The sequence below is a fragment of the Cryobacterium sp. LW097 genome, from assembly GCF_002205495.2.
GTDB lineage: Bacteria > Actinomycetota > Actinomycetes > Actinomycetales > Microbacteriaceae > Cryobacterium > Cryobacterium zongtaii.
Genome location: NZ_CP021992.1, coordinates 1,311,342 through 1,337,727, shown reverse-complemented (window position 1 = coordinate 1,337,727; position 26,386 = coordinate 1,311,342). Strand labels below are relative to the sequence as shown.

Here is a 26,386-nt window from a genome sequence, read left to right as displayed (position 1 = left end):
CGTCGGGCATGTACCTCATTCGCACACGGTCTGGCTCCCAGCAGGTCATAAATCTGGACCGAATGACGATCTGCCGCGTTGCACCGGCGGGCACCCATCGCCCCCTTCGTCAAGACGATGCTGAAATCGACATCCTCTTCATGGGAAAGTGCGAAGTCGGACGAGATCTAATCCTCATCGTCGATCTGCAGCTGCCGGGTATCGCCTCGACGTTTCGCCGGACCACTGAAGTCTTGGCAATTGAAAGTCTCGAGATCGAAGCACCGAATGAATGGGGACACAAATGCTGAGCCCTCGTCAGTGGGAGGAACTTCGACCTGAACGACGGCACCAACGGCAGGATCACGAAACTTAGGCCGTCCAGCCGTGCGGACCTGCTGTGCACCCGCCGGCGTCAGGGCCTTGCCGCGGCCTAGTCACGAGAAGAGGCGGCTGATGCTTCTTCCTCGATGCGGTACAGCAGGCTGCACACGAGCATGAGGCCCTGTACGGCGTTGCGACGGCTGAACTGCCTACGGCTCACCGTGTGCGCCGTGGCGTTTCGGCTGAAGGTCGCCGGGACCTTGTCGCCATTGCTGGCGAAGAACTGCTGGTAGGCCTGCCACATCGGCGCGAAAGCGATGAACTCCCGGATCGTGAACTCATCGTACGCAGCGGTCGTCGGGTTCTTCTTGTTAGGTGTGTATTTGTACCGATCGCTGCCGAAGTAATCGGTGACGATAGCGTCGATGAGCGAGCCCGCCAACGCCTGCGCGGGGGCCGCATGGCCGGCGTCAAGGGCATCCAGAGCCGCAAGCGCGACGGGGGCGTACTGGGAGACTGCGTCGGAGACGCAGTCTGTAACTACTTCCCGGCAATCCGCCGAGATCGTCTTCCATCTGCGTGCGAGGATGTCGCGGCGTTCGCGAGCGTCCGTGGCGCGGGTCAGCGCCTCGGCAACGGACGCTCGCGGGAGCCCATAGAGCGGGATGCCGTCGGTCATGACCACCTCATTGACGGCTCCGATCTTTAGGCCGGCGATTCCCCGCAGGTTGGGCGGGTAGAAGTTCGCCCGCATCGCTTCCATCGCCGGGCCCAGGTTCGCAAACAGCGCCCACTGCTGCTGGGCGAAGGTCTCCGCGATCTTCGCAGCGATTCCCACGAAGTCAATGTTCCGGGTCAGCTGATCGGTGTAGGCGACGAAGTTGGCCTGGGCCGCCGCAATGTTCCTGAGCGCCTCGGTGCTGACGAACGACGCCATCTGTTGGTGTACGCGCTTGTTCGCCTCGATCAGCGGCTGTGTCATCGCCTGCAGCCGATCCCGTTGAGCGGCCATCAGCCCTGCGGCATTTGCAACGCTCTCGATCAGCGATTCCGGCATCGTCAACTTGGACAAGTCAATGTTGGAGATCATTGTCTGTTCCAGACGGGCGAGCGCGCGACGCATGTTTTCGAGCTGCTCCGGCGTGAGGTCCATGCCGTCGAGGTCCCCGTCAGAATCGCCCTGCTCGTTGTCAGGGATGTCGTTCGGGTTCGCTTCGATAGCCACATCAGCAGGTTAGTGGCGGCGTGCGACACCCGTGATCCGCACGAAGCCCTACACATGACTCTCAAGAGCGCTGCGGCTACGACCTGGTCGCCGAAGACGCGTTACTCATTCACAACGATACGAAGCCGCGCTCCCACAGCTCCGGCAGAAGCCCAGACACTTTGGATTAGGTAGAGCGCTTGCAGCGCTTGAGGTGTTCCTCGCCTCGCGGACGGCATGAATTTGTTCTTGCTTAGAATCCCTGCAGTTGCGATCAAGACCTCACGTTCATAGGACGGATCACGGAGCGCATTCCACACGAGAGCTGCCGCTGTCGCCGCATCGTGCCCTGACTGAATCCGGGGCACTTTGCTGCCCTCGAGCAGAGTCCAGCGTTTCTCCCACCGAGCAGTCATCTTCTTTCGGTCGAAGCCCCTACCGCCAGGTCGCATCGTGCCGAGGTGTTTCTGTGCTTGAGCTGCAACATCGTGGAGACCAGATGCGCCCCTTCCCCCGTTGCCCGCTTTGACTTTGGCATGGATTGCGATCAGCTTACGATTGGTGCCATCGACTACATAAAAATCAGCAGTTTCTCCCGAATCGTCGTCGCAAACCACGAGAGAATCCGCCGATATCCGCTCACCGAAAAGGGTGCCGGCCTTGATCTCTTCGCAGATGAGCCGGAACATGCTTCCTTGCGTCCACGTGCTGGCGTCTACTGCACTGCCCTTCTCTGAGGTTATGGCGCTAAGGGCAGCCCCAACCAGCAGTCCGTCTAGAGCCACGCCGCTCCCCTTGCTACTAAGCGCCATGCTGCTTCTTGGTCTAACGAACTGCGCATCGACGTACTGCATGAGTTCATCCGGCGAGTGTCGGTCGTGCACGATGAGGCGAAAAGCCTGTCTGTCAGAGATCTCAGCTGACAGTGAGACATATCGAGAAACAGGACTTGAGAACTCCGAGTCGAGACTGACGCTCGCAAACTCGTATCGTCGACCCGACCAAGTAAGCGAACATTCAAATTCTTCGTTGTCCGACATCCGGAACAATTTGAGACTCGAATCAGAAACGAGATCGACACAGATATCAGTCAGATTCAGAGGCATACCGTCTGTCCCCACGTACTCATTCATCGTGGCGGCATCTAGGTCGAGGAGAAAATTCTGCGCCACAGGATCACCGCAATAAACGATTTCGGCGTACCTCGAAAAGATTGAGTGGTCAACATTGGTGGCATGCGTAAGGAGCGCTGCCTCGATTTGTGCCAGCCAATTAAGACATTCGTCGATCGACACGCGCCCGTGTTCACGGATACGGCTCTTTGAAAAACCGACGTAGCGAAGCGAACCGTACTTCTCTCCATCAAGAGCAACGTTGCTCACGGTTCCAGTGATTGTGCTCGGAGACTTGAAGTAGTCGCCAAGATCAGGGGCGAGATCAGACAACGAGACGGCAGTCTGCGTTCGCGTTCTCTCGGCCGTGGAAGAAAAGTCCGTGTTCTTCAGAGACACGCTCGTAAACGTTCCGTTAGATTCGGCAAACGCTGACCGGAGAACGTCTGGAGACACCGTCCGAAAGCCGTTGCCGACGAAATCGAGACGGACAGCGGGTTGGGCGTACACGCGCGATCCCGTGACAGCAAAGAATGCGAGTGCAAGGGACGAGTCGTTGAAGCTGCTCCGCGCGAGGATCGGTGACTGTTCGCTCACATAAACGAGTTGTGCCACCCAGGCGATGGGCGGGGATTCAGGCCGCGTCCACTCGCCTGCGATTGGGCTTCCAACTTTTTCGCCGTCGGTTTCTCCAATACTCGTATCGAGCATTTGAAGTAGAAGGCTGGTCGGATCAGTGGCGGACGCCGGAAGTTCGTGCACAGTGAATGAGCGTGGGACCCGAAGCTCCTTGGGATCGATGTTCTCGATGTCCAATGGCAATCGAAATGTGCCGCTCGTGTAGAAATGGCGGCCGGACGCGAGCCCAAGAATCCCGCGAATTGAAGACACAGACGAGTCATTCTGGAAGTCGTACGAGAGAAAGGCGTCCCAAACTCTACGGAGGTCATCGCCGCTTATTCCGAGAACTAAGGCGCGAGGGTTCTGGTGCGCGCCGCGCAAGACTCGACCTATCTGCTGAATGAGAGCTCGATCGCTTCTCGGGGGTCGATATAGCGCGACGCAACGGAATTCCGAATGGTCGACGCCTTCTATCAACTTGTTCTGGTGCACCCAATATCGAGCCTCATGCGTCGCTGGAACTTTCGCGACAAGTCCGTCTGATGAATCCTCCGCCGTAAAGCGTTCATGTATTCCGAGCACGGATTGTTCGGCTCGCTGGAGCAGTTGAACGACGCGCTTGATCTCCTGCTGAGTTGCGCAACGAACGATTATCTTGTCAGCGTCGTTCAGATTCTCCTCGACGAACGCGGTTAGCTGCTCGACAAATGACTGAGGTGTCTCCACAGAAATCGAGTGAAATTCCGGGGTACGCAACCTCCCGGACTCTATGGCCACCCTGGCCGAGTAGTGGAAACTATCTCCTTCGGCGACATCGAAATACTTGACGTCGTTCCTGAACGGTGTCGCGGTGAACAGAAGGGTGCGTTTGCCAAGTTTTCGCACGGCCTGCGCCCATGAAGGTGCAGGCTCGTAGTGGCCCTCATCAACGATGACAGTCTGCAGGCGCGCCTCAAGGCTCCGCCTGTCTTCGGCAGCCATCCCGACAAGCGCCGCCAACGTCATGATCCAGATCGTGGGCTTTTCGGCAGACTGAATCTCACCGCGGGCGGTTGAGGGATATAGGCGAACTGGCGCCAGCATGGACGACGCATCGACCCCGGCGTGATTCCAGAAACGAGCGCCGACGTCGTCGCTGAGCTGCGTAACAAGGGCGTCCCACGGACAAAGAAGCAACACGTCTCCCGCATCACCAACCCGGTCCTGAGCGACATATGCAATGACTCCGCTCTTGCCGCTCCCCGTGGGCATTGAGACTATGAAGGTATTCCCGCGCGATTCGTCTGCGTCCAGGAAACTCTCGACGGACTCCACCGCGTCGAGCTGGAAGTCGTAAAGCGTAGATCGAACCGGAATGTCCAAACGTGACACGTTTCCCCCCACTGGCGCTGACGCGCACATGCCAACTATGTCGGAGATATTCGTACACGGGCTACTAGACGTTAGGAATTCTCTCGCCCGTTTCCGCGCAGCCAGCGAATTGGCGACTGCTTCCACGGCAGTCACCGGTGGCGCCTTGTAGGCAACAACGACATGACGGGCGATCGTTTCCTAGTCGAGAATCTCAAGAGACTCGTGCCAGAATAGGATGCTGCTGCCCGCATCGCCGTGGCCACGGGGATGCGCGACGAAAGCACCGTCCGCGCCGAACGCGAACTGAAGAAGGCAGAGCGGGCGGCTGCGGAGGCGAGCAAAAGACTCGCTGAGCTAAAGGCGGCACAGAGTACCTCGTAGACGGGGCGGTGCGGCGCGGAAGAAGTGCCGCTAACTCTGCGTCGGAGCTAGGGGCGCTCAGCGTCTGGGTCGTTGCTCGACTCTTTCCATCTCGACGTCTGACCCCTCCGCCTAAGCTTGCAGCTGTGACCATCGCTGCAGAACTCGTCGACGATGCCTCATTCCGTCCCGCCGCGTCCATCGATTCCGACGTGCCGCCCTCCCCCGGGCTCTACGCCATTCGACTCCGCATCGGGTCCACCTTGCCGGAACCATTCGAGTCACTACTCGGCGAACGCTCGTCGCGCCTGATTTATATAGGGAAGGCAACGTCGCTCAAGGACCGGATGCTCCGAAACGAACTCCAAGGTCGTGGGCACGGCACTTTCTTCCGCAGCATCGGAGCCGTTCTGGGGTTCCGCCCGCGGGCCGGTTCGCTCGCGAACAAGGTGAACAAGTACAACTTCACCTTCGAGAAGCCCGACCGGGGTTCCATCGTTCAGTGGATCAACGTCAACCTCGAGGTGAGCTGGCGGGCGTTGCCGAGTAGCGACGTGCCGGCCACCGAGACGGCACTCATCCTTGAGTACACGCCGTTGCTCAACCTGGACGGCAATTCTTTGGCACTGGTTGAACTCGACGATCTACGTGTGCTGTGCCGTCAGATTGCCTCGGCGGCGGCTGACTTGGTGTAACGCGACTGATGCTCGACGAGCCCTGCGGGGCGAAAGATCGAAGGTTCCTGGCGCAGCCACACCAACTGATGGAACGCGGCCTAGGCTCAGGTATGACCTCTGATGATTGGCGCTCTCTCCTCTCCGGCTTCGTGCTTCCTCTGGTTTCAATACTGCTCGGAGCGGGGGCGGCTTGGTACACCGTCCGCAAGAACGCGGAGATGGACAAGACTCGCTCTGCCATTGATGCCTCCCGTGTTTCGTTGGAGGCTAGTCGACTTACACACGACACGAAGACGGCGGATCGTGATGTCAAGCTACCGATCTACCTTGGATTGCTCGATTCGGTAGCGAAAGCAGCCAAGCAGGCCGCCGATCAAGTGGAAGCGAATCGTGCGGCGGGGCTAACTAGCTTCAGCATCTACTACGTCGACTACAACTCAGCAGCTGGCCGCGTGCGCTTGCTAGTTCGCGACGAAAATCGTGAGCGACTCAACGAGATCCTCTATGCGTTTCATACGAGTCACTATGAAACAACCTTGGCTACGTCAATAAACCTCTCTGACCTACTCAGCCTCGACCTCCTCGGCAAAAGCATTGGACAGCGCGACGAAAGGTCCAATGAGGCGAATGATTCTGGTATTGCTTCTGAAGAAGCACACCACTCACTAGTTGGGGAAAGCTAGCTCTCACAGCCGAGAGTTCTTTACTCCGGGGAAAGTGACGGGGCCAGATCTCCCAATGGCCGGAATGACTCCTCGTTGGCGTGCTCGTCTCAGCCCTTGTCGCCCTGGTTGATTTCTATCTGGTAGTCGTCAAGGCGGGCGTCGTCAGCCTCGCGCTGCGTGTTGGCGGCGGCGACGATCGCATCCCATCCGCCCGGCGGCTCGGGCGCAGGCCCCTCAGTTCCCAAAACGGACCCGGGAACATCCGCAATATGGCCCATCGCTACACGCGTCCACGACCTTAACCCTTCCGCATCGTCCCAGCCATCGCCCGTCCCGCCAATCCAATACGGCGTAATGATACAGAGACCCCGGAGCCGATAGCCGGAATTCCGGAGCTCCGCGGCACACTTCACTATTTCTCTCATTGGTCGCGGCGGATGCTTCCCGAGCGCGGAGTGCACGTCGTCGCCTCGTCCCCAACCCACAGTCAACAGGTCGTGAACCAAGTCGCGTCTGTAACTGTGCCACTTTCGCGTCGTTTCAATCAAGGACACGGCGATCTCCCGAAGCTCCTTGGGCACTCTCGGCGAGACAAACGCTTCGTGGAGCCCCGGCAGAAGCCGCCCGAACATTTCGGGGCGCCTACCGCTCACAAGTTCAGCAGTTCGTAGTGTGTTCCACATCACTCGCGCCTCGTGCTCGGCGAAGCTGTCACTGATGACGATGTCACCCATGAAGTAGTTGAGCCGAAACTCTTCAGGTATCTCGTTAAGCGTTGGCATTTCACAACGGTATCGGGAGCGCCGCGAGCTTGCGACCGCCAGCTCGTTCAGAACATACGCAGACCAGGCTGCGTCGTCAGGCCTGCATCATGAACTGAAAAGCGGGATGCGGCAGCATGGGCACGCCCAGTGAGGACGCTCGGGGCAACCGCCGCTTTGCAGGTGGACAGACAGTCAAGACAGCGCGGTGCAGCAATCGATTCAAGTCCATGCCCCATGTCTAGGGACGACCGCGTTCTTTGTTCGGACCGATCGAGAAACACCAGGCCACCACCGCATATCAGGCGCCCAGGCTGCTCCCGCCAGGAAAGTCGGTACAGTCATGCCATGACGATCGAACACACGCCACGACCCGAAATGGCGCATGTGCTCAAGGATGCGAGAGCCGGCGCACGCGAACGCGGCCTCCCAGTCCTAAGCGCCAGTTTCGGTACCGAACCGACCGTTATTTTCGTCAGTGCTCAGGTGGGACTCGGCGAAGCGCTGGATGTTGCAAGAGCGATGAACGCGCCGTTCCTTTCCATCGACGCAACGGAGTTCAGTTTCGAGGACTTCATCTCCGAGGTGAGCGAAGAAAACGAAAGTGCGGCACTTGAGCCCGAGGTCAAAAACTACAAGAAATATGACGGCGAGCTCGACGGCGTGTACGTTCGTTGGGTCGCTGCCGGCGAAAGCTTTCTCTATATGGCTACTCCCGAGTGGAGCGATCGAATAGGTGACCTGCAGGGCCAGCAAGAGGAACGGGATAGGGAGAACCGGTCCAGAGACGTTGCCGCGAGGTGGGCCAGACGGAGGGAACTCGCTGAAGGGATAGAGGCACTCCCCGCAGTTCGCGGTATAGGCACTCGCGGCCGCAAGGCCCTCGCGACGCGTCTCGCCGCCGGCCTGCTCAAGGAAGACGATGACCCTGAGCTCGTGCTGGGCGCGGTTCGCGACGCCGTAGAGCTAGCGGGCGTGAACGCTATCGGTGCATACGCTGAGATCGAGTCGGATCTAGGCGTCGTCGCACGACAGCTTATAGAGACAGATGGCTGGCAGAGCGTCTGGCGCACCCCAGATCGGATCGCTGCAGCAAAGGCGTTTCTGCTCAGCAGCACTAACGGGTACGCCCCGACCGCTGCCCTCTCGGAACAGCTTCGCAGACTCGCCGAAGACGAAGCGCGGCTCAAGCCAAAAATGCCCCCGCGGTATCTCCGGCTTGGGACCAACACTCAACCCTCGTCGTGATATTGCCTGGATCTCACTACCGCGGAACCTTTCGAACTCATTGAGAGCGCGCTCGATTTATGGACGCCCTGCAAACCGGGCAGTGGCATGGGACGCACTCTGAATTCCCGTGAGCCCGTTAAGCGGTCTCGTGCGCCGACCCGACGTAATCCTTCCAACTCTGGAAGTCGTGTTCGGCAGGCGGCTCTTCATCGACAAGCTCGTGCCGCGACGTTCGGATGCAATCTCGCACATCCTGACGCACCCAGGACTCGGCTGCAGACGAGATTTCCGGGGTCCCCGCTCTGACCCACATTGCTTCGAATATCGCTCGAAGCGTGGCACGATTGTCGGCGGTCAAACTCACGGCCTTCTCCCGCGGCAGTATCTTGGCGATGCCGTTGAGTACATCAGCGGTCATGCGCACTGGGAAGTACGTCGTGTCCAGGAAGATGGGGAAATTCTTCGGCTCCTTCCGGGCACCCGTCCTATTGACGTCGTTCGTGTCCCAGATGACATTGACGTCGAAGCTTCCGTCGTTGATGACGGTTATCTCACGGACCTCCTCTCTACCAGGACTATGGCTGTAGGCCAGAATCTGAGGTCCCGCTAGGTGACTTTTCTGGTCGGTGTCTCGATAGAAACGTGGGTGATTCGCATTGCAGCTTGCAATGCTGTGCTCAGCGTCACAGGCGGGATCAACGGCGAGAAGCCAATCCATCGCTTGTCCGTGCACGATCGCTCGGGACGAAAAGGCTGCCAGGGGGGTCTGCTTCCAGTGGGCGGCAGCGTATCTTGGCTTGTGCTCGGCCCTCAAAGCCCGTCCTTCCTGGCAAAGGCAGGAGGCCAACCAGTCCGCGTCGTTTCCCCGCTCCGAAACAGTCCAATCACCCCAGCCACAATGGCAGCTGGCTTTTGCAGAGGAAGCCACGTCCTGCCCCCAAATGCCGGTGATGATTGCTTCGTTGAGAACCGGATCCTTGTTCTCCGTTAACGCCGCCAGCTCTGCGTTAATGTAGCGTTCCCAGGCGCGATAGGAAACACGATGTGTTTGGCAAGCGCGGGCGCCCCGGAGGCAGTAGATCATTTCCGGTGTTTGTGTCATTGCGGCTATGCCCTTCGTTTGATATCCCGAGTGTAAGAGCGTCCTCCGACAATGCACGAACACCGCAAGTACGTCGACCCTGTTAGCGCCGACTGAAAACAGGACCATAGATGCCGATTGGAAACAGGGCCGCCGATCGGCGGCGAAGGTGAACCATGCGGACGATTGGGCAAAGTTGCGCCGACAACAACCTTCTGATTGAGCTTCGGACGCTGGCCTGCGGAACACTGCAGAATTTGTATGTCAGTGCGATAACAGGGCGCAGCCACCACAATGCCCGGTGCAACCGAGTCGGCTGGCCAGGTCAATCTCCCACGAATTCATCTGCGCCATCACCGCCTCAGGGCATCGCCACACCCGAAAGTACAGCCCGACCGTGACAGCGAATATCGGGGAAACGACTGATGACGCAGGCAGCCCAACTCTCGCTACAGTTTCCGCACGTCGGTGTGCCCGCGTGATCTAGGTAGCCAGACCACCTTGTTCGACGGCTGAGGCCCATACCCATGCGCGATGCACCCCGCGGTGTTCCCACTCGACATAGACGGCGCGCGGCGTCCATGCCAGTGCGCGACCCTGGATATGCGTGGGAATAGCTGGGGATCTGACCCACGCCAAGACTGGAATAGGTTCGGTTGCCATCGTGACCGGTAACCGCCCCAGCTCCTCCGCAGTAAGGCTAAACGGCTGAGCGGTGAACTCGCTAGCGTAGTTCGGTTTGACCTGTTTCAGGCTATCCGCCAACACTGCTGTTTGCGGGTGCGGGCCACTCGGGTACCTCTTGTTCGCTCCCATAATCCAATTAGAGCGTACGTTCGAATTGCCCTCAAGCCCGGGTACACCGCGGTTCCACCCCGGAAGTGCAAGCTCGCCTGTACGGTTGACAATGGTGGCCCAAACTCATTGAGCCTCTCTCTCCCCATCCACAGAGGACCACCCATGACCCGCATCGCAGTCGCCCTCGCACTGGCCTCAGTCTCCCTTGTCGGGATATGCGGTTGCACCGTCACCGGCGCAGCGCCTGGTTCCGCAGGGCCCGCTTCCGCAGCCTTGGCTCCTGTCGAAGTGCCCGAGCCTACCGAGGCCGGCGACCTCGAAAAGGCGCGCCGGATCCTTGAGGCGGGGTACACCTCGTGGGGCTACTGGGCTGACGGTGGACGCGTCGATCTCACTGCTAAGCAATTGTTGACCGATTCCGTGCTCGACGTCGCTTGCCAGGATGTGGAGAGTTTCGAAACTGGATTTACTCCGAGTTTTGTGGCGTCGTTCAACGCCGCAAATCCAGATGTGCATGAGCCCTCGTGGGCGAACCCTGACCTCGTCGAGTCGAAAGTCTCGCCGGTGATTGCGGAGGTACTCGCCGCGGCCTGTCCCGCCTGACATCGCCGGACTATACGCCAGAGATCGCGCCGTGCGCTTGTTCTTACGACTTGCCCTCGGCACGCACAGCGGCGCGGACAAACACTCCCAGCCGGTGCTCGATGAAACCAGCATCGGTCCAATGACGTTGCAGCTTCGCTACATTCTCCGGTCGCTCGTCCCCCGGCGGCATCGGGAGCAACGCAATGACCCCATCCGGGGAGAGCGCCTCGGCCGCTGCGTCAACCAGCAGATGCGAGAGGCCCTTGCCCCGATACTCCGGTTCGATCGAGACCCGATCGATCACGATCAGATCACCGCCGAACTCGTCGAAAAGTTCATCGGCGGCGGCGCCAGACGGATCGCGGACAGCAGCGGCTATCAGTTCCATATCCGCGTCGACCTCGTCCATGCGGTCGTAGAATCCCGGGTTCCATCGAGCGTCCCGAAATAGGACGATGGAAGCAGATCCCAACGCGATCAGATTTTCGGGATCGTGGTCGTAACCGCGCAGCTCTGCGAACCACGTGGAGTAGCCGCCGTTGTTGGGCAGCTCCGGGTGGATTAGGCGGGTCGAGCTGAGCTTCATTTCGAGAATCAGATCAGCTGCCGAGGGAACCGTCATTAGGCCGCCGCGTCCCCACTGTGCTTGTTGTAGAACTCTCGTGCAAGCAGATCCAGGATGGCCTTCTGTATGGACTTGCTGCCGAGCACCTGCTCGCTCATTGAGCGGAAGTTCGCATCTGAATCGATGACGGCCTCCTGGAAAGCGGTGCCCAGGTCGGGGCTGCCCATGAACTGCTCAAAGCTGTTGGCCTTGGCCTGCCCGCGGAGTCGCTCGTTCTCGTCGAACTTGCCACCGACATAGCCCGTGAAACCGACCATGTCGTTGTCGGTGAGTCCGTCGCCCTCGAACAGGGTGTTCATCTTGTCGATCAGTTCGCGCAGCCGCACGAATTCGGGATCCTTCGCCGTGCCGGATCCGACTGCCGTGAAGGGTTTGAGCACTTCGGCCTCGTCGCCGTATTGAAGGTCTTCGACGTCCTCGGCTTTGAGGCTGTAGTGGCTGAGCTTCACCCCGGTCAGGTCGATTGGGCGGTCCTTCTCTGCCGTGGTGATCAGCGGTGCCAGTAGGCGGTAGAAAATCGACCGCTTCTCCAACCGGGTGTCGTGGTAATTGATGAGCTGCGAGAGAAAATCGTAGGCACGGATGAAGCTGTTCACGTCGCTGCGGAACAAGACCAGCTCTTCAATTCGGGACACATCGCCCGCCTTGAGAGCATCGGCGTATTGACCGGCGAATCGGTGCTTCGCTGGTGTCAGCCACTTCGTGAGCGCGTTGTTGCCTTCGTCCTTCACCCAGGCCTTCGCTGCGCCTTCCACCTCGGACTCTTCGTAGATGAGTGCCTGGTCGAGCTTGTTCTTCAGTTCGTGGATCACGTTCGGGTCCGACACCTCGGCGAGCGCTGCCGAGCGGTAGTACTGCTGGAACGAGGCCAGAATCTCCACTGGGTCATTGACGAAGTCCAGCACGAACGTCTGGTCCTTGCCGGTCGCCGTGCGATTCAGCCTAGACAGTGTCTGCACCGCGGTGACCCCGGAGAGTTTCTTGTCGACATACATGGCCACCAGCAACGGCTGGTCGAACCCAGTCTGGAACTTGTTGGCCACCAGCATCACCTGGTAGTCACCCGTGGCGAAAGCCTGCGGCAGACTTCGCCCCTTCAGACCGGGGTTCAGAGTGATCTCGGTGACCGACTGCTCCCCGGCTTCCTCGTCCGTAACTTCGCCGGAAAAGGCGACGAGAGCGGCGAGTCCGGAGTACTTGTTCTCGGTCACGTACTTGTCGAAGGCTCGCTTGTACCGCACGGCCTCGATTCGGCTGCCGGTGACAACCATCGCCTTAGCCTGGCCGTTGAGCCGCCAAGCGACGTTGTCGCGGAAGTGCTCTACGATCACGGCGACCTTCTGCGAAATGTTGAAGTCGTGCAGCCGCACCCAGCGCATCAGGTCTTTCGCGGCCTGCGTCTTGTTGACCAGAGCGTCGGTGCTGTCGTACTCGAGGCCGTTGTGGGCCAGCTTGAACGCAAGCTTGTACGGGGTGTAGTTCTGCAGCACGTCGAGAATGAAGCCCTCCTCGATGGCCTGCTGCATCGTGTACACATGGAACGGTTGCGGTAGCCCGTCTTCGCCGGTGCGACCGAATAGCTCCAACGTTTTCGCCTTCGGTGTGGCGGTGTAGGCGAAGAAGCTGATGTTCGCTGCCGTCGCTTTCTCCTCCATCTCAGCGGCAAGGAGCGCCTCGATGTCGAACTCGCCGCCATCCTGCAGAGATGCCATCTCATCGGGCGAAAGCACATGCTTGAGCTTCGCGGATGTGTTGCCGGTCTGCGACGAGTGAGCTTCATCGACGATGATCGCGAAATTGCGACCGACAAGGGCGCCCGACGTGCGGATCGTCTTAAGCGCGAACGGGAAAGTCTGAATCGTCACGATGATGATCTGCGCCCGATCAGTGAGCGCCTTCGTTAACGCTGCAGACTTCGAGTCCGAGCCGCCCTTGATGATTGGGACGACGACGCCGGACTTGTGATCGATCTGATAGATCGCATCCTGAAGCTGGTCGTCAAGAACCGTACGGTCGGTGACCACTATCACCGAATCGAAGACCTTCGTGCCGACGTCGTTATGCAGCGAGCTGAGTTGGTGGGCAGTCCAGGCGATCGAGTTCGTCTTACCCGAGCCTGCGCTGTGCTGGATCAGGTACCGGTTACCCGGGCCCTCCGTCTTCGCGGCACTCACCAACGAGGTGACGGACTCCCACTGATGGAACCGCGGGAAGAGAAGCGACTGGTGCGTCGTGACCTCACCGGTGACGGCGTCCGTCTCCTTCCACGAGCTGGCGTGTAAGAACTTGCCGATGATCTCCAACCACGCATCACGCTGCAGCACCCGCTCCCACAGGTACGACGTCGGTGAACCATTCGGGTTCTCTGGGTTACCGTGGCCGCCATTGTCGCCCATATTGAATGGCAGGAAACGGGTGCTGTTGCCGTCCAGGCGTGTGGTCATCCACACCTCGGAATTGGACACGGCGAAATGCACGAGTGCGCGACTGCCGAAGCCGAGCAACGGCTCGGCCTTCTTCGTGACAAGGTCCCGAGGGCTGCGATCCATTTTGTACTGGATCTTGGCGTCCTCGACCGACTGAGTGAAGTCTGTCTTGACCTCCATCGTCGCTACCGGCAGGCCATTAACGAAGAACACTAGGTCGAGGCTCTTCTGATTGGACGTGGAGTAATGCACCTGCCGCATCACCCGCAACCGCACCTTGGCGTAGCGCGCTGACGTCGCCGGGTTGAGGTTCTGTGCTGGACGAAACTGGCACATGTCGAACTGAGTTGCGATGTCCTTGAAGCCGTGCCGCAACACGTTCAATGTGCCGCCACCTTGTTCGAAGGGCTTGTCGAGCAGCTGGGCCAGCCGGGTCAAGAGCTGCTGCCGACCTTTCTCCTGCAACACAGTCGAATCGGATGCCTTCACCCGCTGGCCAAGCGCGTCACCCTGGGTGTCGTCCAGCCAACCGAAAATGTCGGCTGGGAAGAGGGCGAGCGCACGGTCGTAGCCGGCGTCGTCCTTTGAGTACTCCCAGCCGTTCGCCGCAAGGTGCGCTGTGAGCTCGTCTTCGAACCAGTACTCGTTGTGCTTGTCCATCAGGACAGTCCCCTCACATCGATCTTTCCCGTTACGGCGGCGCTGATCAGCGCCTGCCGTCGTTCTTTAAGCACGTCGATCATCTCGCGAGCTTTTGCCGAAAGCGCGTCGATCCGCTGGGTCAGGACATCCAAATGCCGGATGATCTCTTGTTGCTCTTCAATCGGTGGGACGGGAACAACCATGCGCGCGTATTTTTCTGCACTGATGTTTTCGATAGTTGCTTGGATGACGCTCAGTGCTCGCCATTTGGCGTAGGGCGAACTAGCCAAGAAGTATGAGAGGAAATGTGGGACGGCGCGATTGCTATTCAGCGCAACACGTATCAGATAGCCCGCGTAGCAGCTCGGTTGGACGTCGTCTGGCACCAGGAAGGACTTGCCAGCAGTTGCTCCACTCCGAGCCAGCAGAATGTCGCCGCCCTCAAGCGGGTATTCCCTTGCTATCTCCGGCGGAAGTGATCGAAACGTATCCGCTCGCAAAACACCATCTGATCCGAAATCAGTAATCCGTATGTAACGTGGCCATTCCGGGTCGTCGTGCACAGCGGCTTCGTTCGCGCCGTACTTGAGTGGGCTACGCAGGAGCCGATTCAATGACAGTACTGACCATTTCGCAGAGATCGAACCGAGCCACTCGACCCCGGAATCTCTCGCCGGGGCATTTGGGTCTATGCCTTTGGTGACGGCGTGACTGATGACGGCCTGGCGCCGTTCCGCCAACGTTTCGATCAGCCTTTCCTGCTTCTCAATCAGGACGTCGATCTTCGTCGTCTCTGCGTCGAGAAATCGGACAATGGAGAGCTGTTCTTGCGCGGGTGGCACGTCCAGTACAAAGGCCTTGAAGTCGTCCTGCGAAAGGTTATGCATGCTCGAACTCGTACCGGCCGTCACAACCGTCACTTGGTCGCGATACACACTGGTCTGTGTCCAGCGGTGGACAAATTGTGGGTCGATACCGACGAAACTTACTTGCCACAGCCGATCTGGCAGGTAAACGTTTGGGGCATCATTGGCGCTATAGCCAGCCATACCGACCAGCGCAGGGGTATTCATTCGGCTCACGATGAGCCGGTCGGCGGTGACCGGGCAGGCAACTCGGTGTAAGTCGTCTTCGATGACGGTTTTCGTCTGACTCAGGTCGAAATCACCCGTGTACACGCTACTTGTCTTCAAAACTGCGACTTCGCCGGGAGGGGCCGGGACGTCACTGGCGTTGACGCTTACACCTGATTCGATCGTTCCGATGAGATAGCGAAGTGGTGAAACCCTCCAGCGGTCCGGCGCGGAAGGCTGCCCCTGGTCGATGGCGTTGCTCGTCGCAGTAAGGGTTGGCTGCGCGGGGGTCACGCCTCGACCTCGTTCAACAAGTCTGTGATCTCTCGGATGAGCTTGTTCAGGTCGGCGTCAATCTCCTGCAGGGGGCGTGGCGGCACGTACTGGTAGAAATGCCGGGTAAAGGGGATCTCGTAGCCGACCTTTGTCTTCGAGACGTCGATCCAAGCATCCGGGACATGCGGGAACACCTCTCGTATGAAGTACTCCTGGATATCCTCGTTGAGACGGACGTTTTCAGTGTCGCGCGCGTCGGTGTCGGGGAGAGGGGCGCCCTTGGCATCGGTGACGATCGGGGCGTTATCGTCGCGTCGGGAGAGCCCCGCGATGAGAGCCTTGAGCTGCAGAGCGGAGGCGGTGACGCCGACGTCCGATAGTAAACCCTTGACCTGTTTAGTGAACAAATCGAGGTCTGTCGTTGGTGTTGTTCCCAAGCGACCGCGACCAATCTCTTCCAGCATCGATGATTTTTCTGTGTCCGAGAGTTTTACTAGGTTTTTTGCAGTAAGTGCCCGCTCAAGACGCTCGACGGTCAGCGCCCAGTTGAGTCGAAGCGGGCGCTCTACTGTAATTGTGCGATATCCGAAGTCTTCGTTCTTGAACGTTTTGGAGACATCGGAGTTTTCGGCGTCGCCGTAGAGCTGCACGATGCGGGCGATGTCGTCGGCGCCGAGTTCTTTGCGCTTGGAGCCGAGGGACTTGCGCATCTTGCGCGAGAAGCCGGTGCCGTCGATGAGTTGCACGGTGCCGCGGCGTTCGGGTCGTTTGTCGTTATCTACGATCCATACGTAGGTGGCGATGCCGGTGTTGTAGAACATGTCGGTCGGCAGGGCGACGATCGCTTCGAGCAAATCGTTCTCAAGTAGGTAGCGGCGGATCTCCGACTCTCCCGAGCCCGCTCCCCCGGTAAACAGCGGGGAGCCGTTGAGTACGATGCCGGCGCGTCCGCCACCCTTGGCCTTCGGGCGCAGTTTCTTCACCAAGTGCAGCAGGAATAGCAGCGAACCGTCGGAGACGCGGGGCAGTCCGGGCCCGAATCGGCCATTGAAGCCTTGCTGCTCGTGCTCCTTGAGAACTGACGGCTTCTGCTTGTTCCAGTCGACGCCGAACGGCGGGTTGGAGAGGCAGTAGTCGAACGTCTCCCCTGCGAGGCCGTCATCGGTGAGGGTGTCGCCGTGCACGATGTGGTTGATGTCCTGGCCCTTGATCACCAGGTCGGCCTTGCAGATCGCGTAGGACTCACCGTTGATCTCCTGGCCATACATCACTAGGCGGGCATCCGGGTTGTGCTCCAGCAGATACTCGTCGGCGACGGAGAGCATGCCGCCGGTGCCGGCGGTGGGGTCATAGATGGAACGGACGACGCCCTTCTGGTTCAAGGCTTCATCGTCTGCGATGAAAAGCAGGCCCACCATGAGTTTGATGACCTCGCGTGGCGTGAAGTGCTCACCGGCGGTCTCGTTGGAACTCTCGGCGAATTTGCGGATGAGCTCCTCGAACATCAGGCCCATTTCGATGTTGGTCACCTTGTTCGGGTGCAGATCGACGGCGGCGAAGCGCTGCATCACTAGGTAGAGCAGGTTCTCGGCGTCGAGCTTGTCCACCTGCTTCTCGAATTCGAAGCGGTCGAAGATGTCGCGCACGTTCTCGGAGAAGCCGTGGATGTAGTCGATCAGGTTCGCCTTGACACCGGCGGGGTCACCCATCAGAGTCTGCAGGGTGAAGGCAGACGAGTTGTAGAAACCGGTACCGGAAGCCTTCGCGAGAAACACGCTCGCAGACGCTGCGTCACCACGCTGCTTCGCTTCGTCGAGCACGGTTTGCTTCGTGGGAGCGAGCACGGCGTCGAGTCGGCGCAGGATGGTGAAGGGCAGCACGATGGCCCCGTACTGGTGCGGCTTGTACGGGCCGCGGAGAAGATCAGCGATCGACCAGATGAAGTTGGCGTTGTTCTGCTGAGACATAAGGCGTGCGTGGTGCTTTCATTCCAAGGGCGTCGCCGGCCGCGGCACACTACCGACTCTATTGGCATCCTGCGACGTCGGATTGTCGCTGCGCATTTGGGCGGCATCCCGGATACGGATGCGGGACACCTCGACGGATTCGTTGGTCGGCCAAGCCACAACCTAGGCCGGCGTCTCAGCAGGGCTGGGAGCATCAGGGGGCACAAGTGCGTCGACGTCCGCGATGATCTCCGCTACGTTCTTGTATCTTTTCGCGACCATATTATCGGTGCATTTCTGCACGATTCCCTGCACGTCGGCGCTCTCAAAGCCGAGCGATGTCTTGCCGGTGAAAACAAAGGACAAGAGGTGTCCGACCGCATATATGTCGTTCGTTTCTGCGAAATCCTTGAAGCTTGTCAGGGTCGGGTCAATAATCGTGCCTTTTACTGATGAGTCCACCTTTGTGAACTCCGATTCGTCCCGCTTGTGCAGACCGAAATCTGAGAGCTTAACAACGACGGCGCCCCTGTCGTATTCCTTTACTAACACGTTGTTCCGGCTGATGTCTCTGTGGAGGATCTTTTTCGCGTGAAGGTAATTCACGCCATAAAGGAACTGGAGGGCGATGCGCTTGCGCGTGCCCCAACTGAAATTGGGGTTGCCGTTGTGCTTCGCGATGTATCCGCCCAGCGTGGCTTCGCAGAATTCCATTGAGTAAGAATTGCTAGTCGCGTCATACCCGTAGACCTGAACTATGTACGGAAAGCTCAGAGCCTTCATGATTTCGTATTCACTTTGGAACCGCTCCAAATCACGGTCGCCTATCCCTTTCTTCGCAACCTTGACTGCGACGCGGAATCCGTAATGGTCGTCCTTGTACTTATGAACGATGGCGAATGCCCCTTCCCCAACCATTCGGAGTTCGGGCGGATTTCTTTGGACTGGCGGAACCATCGCCGCGGTTTGAGTGCTGAATACAGGCTCGTAGCGTTCAAGGGCGACCACGCCGAATCCGTCCGGAATCGCACTTCCGCCCGAACCGACCAAGAAAGCTGCGCAATCTTCGAGCACAGTCTTGTAGTCCTCGCGCAACTCCATTGAGATGCTGATCCTGGAGAGCGTCGAACGAACTTCCTCTATCTCCCTAGTGAGTTCCATCAGGGTCCGGCTCTGTTCGGCGTTGAAATGCCGTCCACGATCCATCTTGGAGTTCAGAAATAAGAAGAGTCCGTTGGCCCGTTCGTGAAATGAAGCGAACACAGACCGGATTGGCTCGACCTCAGCTGAGTAGAGCCGGGTAAATGCGTCAGCGATCGGAATTCCTACGTATGTATTTCGAAGATCATTCATAACTGCGTCGACGCTTGCCATAGCTCAGTATGGCAAGATCTTCCGACGTCACCTGTCGATGGCCTGGCAGTCATCGCAACGTGTCGGATAGGACCCAGCGTACGGTTCGGTCTTAGGACGCAACAGAGGGTCTCTGTGGCAGTCTCAACGTCACGCCTACCCGCCCAGGATGTCCGGCTCGGCGATATCCTCTGGGCAGATCGATGCATACCGGCACGAGTCCACGAGCGTGGAGAGCCTGAGCCCGAGCCGGGCCACGTGTTCCCGAGCTCACTTGGCCACACCCCTATTTGACGAGTAGTCGTCGGCAAGCAGCACATGGCGCAAGGACGACTGCTTTCCAACGACAGCTGCCTCGAATAGAACGCAGGCCCGCCGTGTCGAGCCGATGGGGCCCCGCTGATTCGATCACCGCTGCCAGCCCAATCAGGCGGAGACGTCCGGGTACGCACCGGCGTATCGGTTCGCGTCGGTGATAGCGAAGAGAATGAGCCGTAAATCGCCCAACTGTCCTGACCATGTCTGGAATCCTTCATTGGCGCCAAACGCAGATCCAAGGCCCAGAAAGTACGCCCACGCGCCACACACGGCAGCGGCGTCGGCATGCTCTGGTCCGAGGGGGTGCGATCCCTCGAATTCGGTCTCATCCACGGAACTCATCGTCCAAGTCAACGACTGAAGTCCTGCAGCCACTCCACGCTCATTGACGACCCGTGTGACGGCCTCAGCGATGTCCAAAGCGAGTTCTTCCTGATCTTCCGTATTGAGCCTCGTCATCTACCTCGCCACCTCATTCGCCAGGTGTTCGATCACTGCTTCATCGATGACATCGAGTGACAGCAATCCGCCCGCGAATTCGTCGTACGCGGCTTCGAGCTCGCCCGGACCGACGGCCAATGTTCGGCCATTGATCTGGGCCGCGAACGTCACGTATTCGACGTTTGTAGCGGCCGCGACAAGCAGAATCGCTGCCTCGTCGATGAGGCCGAAGTTGACTCGGCAAAACGCCAGAGCCCAGGCCGCCTCGTTGGCCACACCACCACGGGCCGCTAACATGTCGGCTCGATAGCCGTCTGCTTGGTTCACCACGTCATCTCGCCAGGACTCAAGCCATGGCAAGACAATCGGTTCGCCGCCCTCATCTTCGATCAGGTCGACGGCTAGATCCATGCACGGGCCGGCCAACGCTATCCGCGCGCTCGTCTGAGCATCCGCTGTCAACACCGGATCGATAACTTCGCACCAACCGGAATGACTTAGACCTATAGAGCCAAAGCTCACACCGAAGTGCAAGTGCGCGATGGCATGCGCGGCGCCATGTCGAGCTGCGCTGAGGTCGAGCTCACCGCCGGTTGGGTCGGGTTCGGTTTGGGTGTTCATGGTTCCTTCTCATAGATACGACCTGAACTTTAGACCCCTCCAACGGGTCGCTCATGCAGCATCGACGGCTGCACGTCTCGGCGCACAATCCGCAACGTCCGCAACAAGAGGACTTCTGCTGTCCAAACCGTCAAGTCGAATTCGAGCCGATGCTGTCCAAACCGTCAAGTCGAATTTCGAGGACTCTTTCGGCGCTCACGCCAACCGCGAGATGCTCCCCCACGCTTGAGATCTCGCGGTTTACCCGACGTGTGGAAATACTCACTCGCTCTCAAGCGCCCAGCCTGGCTGGGATGGGGGCGCATCCGTCATTCAAAAATCAAGACCGTCGCCAACACCGTGGGTGGGATGGGGTGCCGCCCAGAAACCCGAGACTAGTGAGCCCACCCTCAATATCTGCGCAAAAAAAGTGTATTCATTCGCCCTACCGGCGTCGTGAAAAGTGAATTAGTAGGCTCCCGAAAGTCCCCACAATCAGGGCGTGAATCGCCTCGGACTGCTCGGTGAAAGTTTCTTGAAGTTTTTTCTGCAGCCGCTCAATTCTGGTCGTTCTTCCCGTGCGAACAGACAATTTCGGCACGAGACACCCATTGATCGGCGTCGTGAGATCAGGTCACGCTCTGATGCGGTGTGCCCGTGGCGGCGACAAGCATGTCATATGTCAGCTCTTGGATCCTGGTCACAGGCGTTGATATGTACATGGCGTTGTAGCTTCCGTAGACGATCCTGTTGTGCGCTAAATACTTTGAATCCACGGCGATCACCTTGGCGCTCCACCGCATGCCAACTTGGGGAGGTTCAATCACGGCGACCGTGAACGGAGCGCCGTTGAACTCGTCGCCGTAGCCGGCTGCAGCGAATCTGGTCACAGTGACGATCGGACTCATTGTGCTCGGTTCTACTACTACGCCTACGAGCAGGCGGGCACCGGAACTCGTGCTGAGAACCCAAACTCCGCTGCGGTCGAGTGTCAGCGGGGAGACCGGTGAGTCCTTTGACTCGTCGCGAGCATCTGAGGTAGCCTCGGCGCCGTTAGGCCGATCCTCTTGGAGGATCTCCGGCGACAGACTTGGGTTGAGGTCCTCAAGCGGTACGGGCCAAGACGCAGCAGGTCCATTTTCTTCCCAGCTGCGCTGCCTTTTCTCGAGCAATCCGGCAACCAATGAGTCGACCATCGTGTCGATGTCGTCGGGCATCTCAAACTGCACGGCCACCACCCCGAGCGGGACGCCGGGAAGCCCGACGCCGAACACAGCGCGAGGAACAGTGGATTCAGAGGAGACGAAGAGTGTCGCGTCATGAACCTCAAATTCGTCTGCAGGCAGTCGGTGTTTGACGCGACGCATGACGGCGCGCGCTATTGAGAGTGGATCGGGCTGATCGCCGCCTTCTGACATGTTCATTGCGTTTCGATCCCTCTCAATCAGTCCGACAACTCGTGGCCGGAGTGCCCGGTGGACTCAGCCCTGAGGCTTTCGCCGTCTCGGGCCAGGTACTCAAGTTCAAGGGTGTGGACATCGAGGATGGCTTGGCTGATGGCCGATCGGGTCCCGCCTTGGTCAAGGAGCACGACGCGAGTCCGAAATTCTTCATGGCCGGTCGCATAGGCGACGTCCTCGTCGATGTGCTGGTGATAGTGGCCGCCGAGATACAGCTTGGGTTGCACCTGGAGGAAGCCGCGGTGGAACATGGCGCGTCCTGCTGCGGCGTACTTGAGGCCGGCGACGGGCCAGTACCTGTCCGTCGCTGTCAGGTTCGCATCCAGGGTTGGTACATGGAGCGGAGCGTCGTGGCCGAGGAGGATGTCAGCGTGGTCATGTCCGAGTGCGACTAGGTCTGCCTCGGTGATTGATTCTTCCGCCCAGATGGAGCGTCCCAGGACACGGTGGCCGATATCTATGGAGTTGGCGCCCCCGAGTGCGGCAAGGGTGGCACCGCTCGCGAGGACGGTTCTGTAGCCGCGTGGGATGTGGACGATGTTCGGCCTGATCCAGCGGAGCCCGTCGTCGGAGAGAGGGAACGTGTAGAGCAGGTCGAAGCTCTCGTGATTGCCGTCCACGAAGGCGATCGTTTGGGACATGGAGGCCAACCGCCGGCTGAGCTTGTCCACATCGATGCCCCAGTTGTGTCCCGGCCAGAGGAACCCGAAATCGCCCAGCACTACGAGCTGCTCAATACCCAGAGCCGCCATTGTTCGGGCGACGACCAGAACGTGCTGCAGGTCGCCGTGGACGTCGCCCAGAAAGCCAATACGGGTTGCGGTGGATAACGGTCCTCGCCTGGCTGCCTCAGTCATCGCCGGGTACCCGGCCGGCCCAACCAGCGGGAACAGCAATTGTCCCGCTGGAGTGCGGCTCAGCCCTTCTTACGGCGGTCATGCTCTCAACCTAAGGCGAGGCTCCGACGCGGCCGCGTTCAGATCCAGTCGGTGTCGATGAGTCGGTTTTTCATGGTCAGCAGCTCCGGCAGCTTGTCCGCGCGGTCCGGCAACAGGGTGCCGGTTTGGAGCTGGCGCAACTGCCTCCCCAGCCAGCGGGCAAGCGCGAACTCGCTCGGGTCTGCCGCGTTGAGGTATGGCAGCTGGCCGGTCGCTGACACATGACGAGTGCAGGAATCGAAGTTCTGTTGCCAACTCTGATGGTGAGGGTCCCAGGCGAAGGCCGGTGAGATATCGAGCCGGATCTCTTGGTATCGGCTCAGACCGTCTTCAAATCGGCGCTGGTAGCGGGCCCACTCCCCCAGCCGCCTCTCGGCCGCCGGCAGGCTGGCACGGTTGCGGGTGTTCTCCCGCGGAGTCCGCCCAGTTTCACGCCAGAAGTCTTCGTAGGCGCCCAGCGCTCGGACCCAATTCATCACTCGGCTAATACGAAGACCGCCGGGGTCATCGCCGCCGGCCCCGGCCTGGTCCGCCTCAGCGTAGGAGGCCGATCGCGGGTCGAGGTCATCTTCGAGTCGCCACAGTGCGGCGGCCCTGGCAGAAAGAAACTCGTGGCTAGTCGTGCCGGTCATGGGTCGCCCATCGTGGCCCCCCGAGTGGCGGCCTCGACGCAGTCATGCGCGGCACCACGGGACAAAGCCTCACGACTCGCGATCTCACGCGGCCTTGTCGATGAGTCGGCGGCAACGAGGCCCGCCGGCCGATACGGTCAAATCCGAGCTGTTGGCGTCGTCCCACTCCAGATCAGGCAGAACCAGCGCTTCTGCCACATCAGCGAACCGTGTCGTTCGACAGCGTCACAACGCTGGAAAATTCTTTGAGAATCTTTTACCGTGCCTGATCAGCATTTCCCGTGCGACTTGGAGGTTTATCGTGACGAAAATGACGAATATCCGTTTGATCCCAAAAACAGCCGCACACGTAACCTTCATGACAAACAACCGATTCATCGACAATCTCAACTCCGACACCAATCCCCGGGCCGAGGCGCACCCGGCCATGGCTACTGACACTGACGCCGGTGCCGCCCGCGCCGGCCATGGCTTCAGTACGCAGCAAGTCGCCGTGGCCGAATCCCAGGTCGTGCAGACCGGCGTGCTTAACAAGCTCACCGAGTGGCGATTCGACGACCGTGGCGATACCGGCACTCGTGCAAGGCCCGCGTTCGTCTCTGACCGGGCGATCCTGGTTGGTTTCCTCTTGCTGGCCAGCGAACACCGCCCACTCTGGATCAGCTCTCTCGCTGAGCTGTTCCAGAACGACCTCACCGCCGAATCCCGCACACTCCTCGACCTGCCCGCCCTGGTCGTGGACGACGCCCATGCGAACAAGCGCTGGTACACCGGCACCTACCGCGCCGTACACCGGATGCTCGCGTCAATGGATCCCTTCCCCCAAAACCACAGAAGGGCTTCTACCCACACGGAGGTTCAGGCCGTTCTGGATGCGCACGACACCGACCGTGAGAAGAAGATGAAGGCCCGGCTGGACGAGTTCACCGAGGGATTCCTGCACATGACCTTCTTGCAGCAGGCACCGCACCTGCAACATGCCACCAGACACATCGACCTGGCCATCGAGCAAGCATTCGTCGCCTCGCCAACCCGCCGCGGTTTCGCCAAAACGAACCTCGCACAGAAAATCGCGGCCGAACACACCGCCGGCCTGCAAACCCTGCGGCCGGGACCGGTGGACGTCTTCGCCGGCTGGTGGGTGGACCGAAAGGACAACGACCGGCACGACTTCGGATGGGGATGGGCCGCCAACATCGCCGTGCGCGTCGACTCGGAACGCCCCGGCGAATCTCGGTTCCCGAAGCTAGCGATCAGTGCGACGCTCAGCATGCCCAACGTCGGCGTAGCCGAAGAGGCAATTTCGCTGATGCGTTCGGCTCGGGGCACCGGCCTAGCCCCCGGGGTCGTCGATGCCGACTTGCAGTACTGGGCCAACAGCCGCCGAGAGCGTCTCTACGAACCGGCTACCGAGCTTGGCTTCACCCCCTCCACCGACTACCGCCCCGAGCAGCTCGGGCTTCGCGGTGGCAGGGCCGGAGCCGACTTCATCGAGGGGAAGGCCTACTGCCCGAGCATGCCCGCACCCCTCCAAAACGCATCAAAGGATCGTCGCGGCGACGTCATAGACGAATTGAGCTACCAGAATCGCCTCAGAGCCCGGGTGTATTTCGAACTGCGGCCCAAGGGTAAGCCGGATAGCAAGGGACGCGTCCGCGTTCTCTGCCCGGCGGCCGGTAACAGCCCCACTGTCACGTGCTCGCTGCGCAAAACGACAGACGCCGGCCGCGGCAAGCCCCGCCCCCACATCGCAGAGGAAGACCACCCGGACTACCTCGACAAGATCTGCTCCCAGCAGTCCGTGACCCTTGACAGCCGCGACGGCTTGCAGAGACAGGCGTTCACGTTCGGGAGTCAGACCTGGCACGACTTCCACGCCCACGCACGGAAGGCCGCCGAAGACCTCACCGCCAACATCCACAACCACTATCGCGAAAATCTGGGAAAATCGTCCCGCCGCTCCGTGCGTGGATTCGCCGCAGCGCAGGTCTTCGTGACCGTCCTGCTCACCAACTACAACCTGCGCGAACTCGCCGCCTTCATGGACGATGAAGACCGCGAGCGGTAGGTAGTCGCATCCACGATGTCGCTCCTGGAGTCCCAGGAGCGACGTCGTATCTTCCGGAGTCAATTGCGTGGGCTCATGGCAAGCGCCGCGCAGTCACCACTCAGCCTCAAACTGATCCTTCGCGGCAGCTACCACGGCCTCTGGTTGATCGAAATGATCGACAGGCCGGTCGTTGGTGTCGAAGGTAGTAGTGGGCGAGCACAGCCACAGCAAGAGATCTTCCTCGCGCCAGTCGTTTGCATCTGCCAGCCGAATGAGCTCTTCCATCACCGGGAATATCCTCGCGTGGGTCCGGTCGAATTGAAATCCCGGATACAGGACGGCGTTGCCTCGGACAACTCCCGCCAATCGCCGCGCTGCCCGGCGCCGGGACGCGAGCTTCCGGTTCAACGAATTAGCGCCCAAGAGCGCAGCGACCTGGCTACTGGTCAGCAAGCCGTGCTCTGCACCGATCCTTCGCCAGACGTTCTCTGTAGCCTGGAGGCTGCGCGCGATTTGGGGCGAAACCGTCTCTGGGCTTGCGGCCATGGCCCGCTTGAGAATGCTCTCTCCTGATTGAGACGGCTTCGCTCGCTGCGATTCTGCCCGCCCATCTGTTTCGACCATTTCTTCCTCCACGAAGCGACTGTTCGCCTCGCAGCCTAGGCGCGAAGTCCATTCGAATTTCGAGTTTGAGCTGTCGGTCCTGAAGCCGAAATGGAGTTGTCTTTGAGTCGGCGGATTGCGGCCCAGGATTTTCGTACGGTAGAGCTCCACCGGGCCGGACGCCCGACGGGTATCCACCCGAACAGAAGGACGCGGGGTGCGACATGGTTTTTAGAACTCGTGACTCAGCGCC

At 59.7% G+C, this 26,386-nt stretch carries 21 protein-coding genes; 6 read left to right on the top strand and 15 right to left on the bottom strand.

Translation table 11 applies throughout. The features are described 5' to 3' along the window. The first annotated feature begins 62 nt into the window (after positions 1-62). The gene (locus tag B7495_RS06145; RefSeq protein ID WP_205748716.1) at positions 63-290 is read left to right on the top strand and encodes a hypothetical protein; all 228 of its coding nucleotides are present in this window, start codon (positions 63-65) and stop codon (positions 288-290) included. Positions 291-412: 122 nt separating this feature from the next. Here the strand turns inward: B7495_RS06145 and B7495_RS06140 are convergent, their stop codons facing one another. Together B7495_RS06140 and B7495_RS06135 are read right to left on the bottom strand one after the other, a co-directional pair. Beyond that, positions 413-1,528 (bottom strand): hypothetical protein, encoded by a 1,116-nt coding sequence (locus B7495_RS06140; RefSeq protein ID WP_088455797.1) that lies wholly within the window; start codon positions 1,526-1,528, stop codon positions 413-415. Between the two features lie 101 nt (positions 1,529-1,629). Continuing rightward, positions 1,630-4,611 carry a DEAD/DEAH box helicase gene (locus B7495_RS06135; protein WP_168195290.1) on the bottom strand — a complete coding sequence of 994 codons (2,982 nt, stop codon included), beginning with the start codon at positions 4,609-4,611 and terminating at the stop codon, positions 1,630-1,632. A gap of 488 nt (positions 4,612-5,099) precedes the next feature. On the opposite strand from B7495_RS06135, the gene B7495_RS06130 reads away from it, so the two are divergent. Continuing rightward, the gene (locus tag B7495_RS06130) at positions 5,100-5,648 is read left to right on the top strand and encodes a GIY-YIG nuclease family protein (protein ID WP_088455795.1); all 549 of its coding nucleotides are present in this window, start codon (positions 5,100-5,102) and stop codon (positions 5,646-5,648) included. Between the two features lie 92 nt (positions 5,649-5,740). Beyond that, the gene (locus B7495_RS18770; RefSeq protein WP_151199545.1) at positions 5,741-6,313 is read left to right on the top strand and encodes a hypothetical protein; all 573 of its coding nucleotides are present in this window, start codon (positions 5,741-5,743) and stop codon (positions 6,311-6,313) included. An 89-nt stretch (positions 6,314-6,402) separates the two neighbouring features. Here the strand turns inward: B7495_RS18770 and B7495_RS06125 are convergent, their stop codons facing one another. Continuing rightward, on the bottom strand, positions 6,403-7,077 hold the full coding sequence (locus tag B7495_RS06125) for a hypothetical protein (RefSeq protein WP_088455794.1): 675 nt from the start codon (positions 7,075-7,077) through the stop codon (positions 6,403-6,405). A gap of 327 nt (positions 7,078-7,404) precedes the next feature. Between B7495_RS06125 and B7495_RS06120 the strand changes: the two genes are divergently transcribed. Further along, complete coding sequence (locus tag B7495_RS06120; protein ID WP_151199544.1) at positions 7,405-8,304, top strand: hypothetical protein; 900 nt, start codon at positions 7,405-7,407, stop codon at positions 8,302-8,304. Between the two features lie 118 nt (positions 8,305-8,422). Here the strand turns inward: B7495_RS06120 and B7495_RS18765 are convergent, their stop codons facing one another. Continuing rightward, positions 8,423-9,388 carry a hypothetical protein gene (locus B7495_RS18765; protein WP_151199543.1) on the bottom strand — a complete coding sequence of 322 codons (966 nt, stop codon included), beginning with the start codon at positions 9,386-9,388 and terminating at the stop codon, positions 8,423-8,425. Positions 9,389-10,327: 939 nt separating this feature from the next. Here B7495_RS18765 and B7495_RS06110 point away from each other — a divergent pair. Then, entirely contained in the window at positions 10,328-10,768 is a 441-nt protein-coding gene (locus B7495_RS06110; RefSeq protein ID WP_151199542.1) for a hypothetical protein, read from the top strand. Between the two features lie 43 nt (positions 10,769-10,811). Here the strand turns inward: B7495_RS06110 and B7495_RS06105 are convergent, their stop codons facing one another. The 10 genes from B7495_RS06105 to B7495_RS06060 form a co-directional block, all read right to left on the bottom strand. Further along, positions 10,812-11,372, bottom strand: coding sequence for a GNAT family N-acetyltransferase (locus B7495_RS06105; RefSeq protein ID WP_151199541.1), 561 nt, complete (start codon positions 11,370-11,372; stop codon positions 10,812-10,814). Beyond that, positions 11,372-14,461, bottom strand: a complete 3,090-nt coding sequence (locus tag B7495_RS06100; protein ID WP_088455789.1) for a type I restriction endonuclease subunit R — start codon at positions 14,459-14,461, stop codon at positions 11,372-11,374. Before B7495_RS06100 ends, B7495_RS06105 begins: the two co-directional genes overlap by 1 nt. After that, the gene (locus B7495_RS06095) at positions 14,461-15,810 is read right to left on the bottom strand and encodes a restriction endonuclease subunit S (protein WP_151199540.1); all 1,350 of its coding nucleotides are present in this window, start codon (positions 15,808-15,810) and stop codon (positions 14,461-14,463) included. The genes B7495_RS06100 and B7495_RS06095 overlap by 1 nt, the downstream gene beginning before the upstream one ends. After that, a complete protein-coding gene (locus tag B7495_RS06090) occupies positions 15,807-17,759 on the bottom strand; it encodes a class I SAM-dependent DNA methyltransferase (protein ID WP_088455787.1) in 1,953 nt (650 codons plus the stop codon). Before B7495_RS06090 ends, B7495_RS06095 begins: the two co-directional genes overlap by 4 nt. Before the next feature lie 162 nt (positions 17,760-17,921). Further along, positions 17,922-19,112, bottom strand: a complete 1,191-nt coding sequence (locus B7495_RS06085; RefSeq protein WP_088455786.1) for a protein kinase family protein — start codon at positions 19,110-19,112, stop codon at positions 17,922-17,924. Positions 19,113-19,517: 405 nt separating this feature from the next. Further along, positions 19,518-19,868, bottom strand: a complete 351-nt coding sequence (locus B7495_RS06080) for a hypothetical protein (protein ID WP_088455785.1) — start codon at positions 19,866-19,868, stop codon at positions 19,518-19,520. Continuing rightward, complete coding sequence (locus tag B7495_RS06075; protein ID WP_151199539.1) at positions 19,869-20,471, bottom strand: hypothetical protein; 603 nt, start codon at positions 20,469-20,471, stop codon at positions 19,869-19,871. A 608-nt stretch (positions 20,472-21,079) separates the two neighbouring features. Next, positions 21,080-21,874, bottom strand: coding sequence for a hypothetical protein (locus B7495_RS06070; RefSeq protein ID WP_151199538.1), 795 nt, complete (start codon positions 21,872-21,874; stop codon positions 21,080-21,082). A 20-nt stretch (positions 21,875-21,894) separates the two neighbouring features. Beyond that, positions 21,895-22,767: a metallophosphoesterase gene (locus B7495_RS06065; protein WP_151199537.1), complete on the bottom strand. Its 873-nt coding sequence runs from the start codon at positions 22,765-22,767 to the stop codon at positions 21,895-21,897. Positions 22,768-22,886: 119 nt separating this feature from the next. Further along, complete coding sequence (locus B7495_RS06060) at positions 22,887-23,480, bottom strand: helicase associated domain-containing protein (protein ID WP_088455781.1); 594 nt, start codon at positions 23,478-23,480, stop codon at positions 22,887-22,889. Positions 23,481-23,790: 310 nt separating this feature from the next. Between B7495_RS06060 and B7495_RS06055 the strand changes: the two genes are divergently transcribed. Beyond that, complete coding sequence (locus tag B7495_RS06055; RefSeq protein ID WP_151199536.1) at positions 23,791-25,548, top strand: hypothetical protein; 1,758 nt, start codon at positions 23,791-23,793, stop codon at positions 25,546-25,548. Between the two features lie 93 nt (positions 25,549-25,641). Here B7495_RS06055 and B7495_RS18760 read toward each other — a convergent pair whose 3' ends face one another. Further along, a complete protein-coding gene (locus B7495_RS18760; RefSeq protein ID WP_151199535.1) occupies positions 25,642-26,331 on the bottom strand; it encodes a hypothetical protein in 690 nt (229 codons plus the stop codon). Positions 26,332-26,386: the final 55 nt, after the last annotated feature.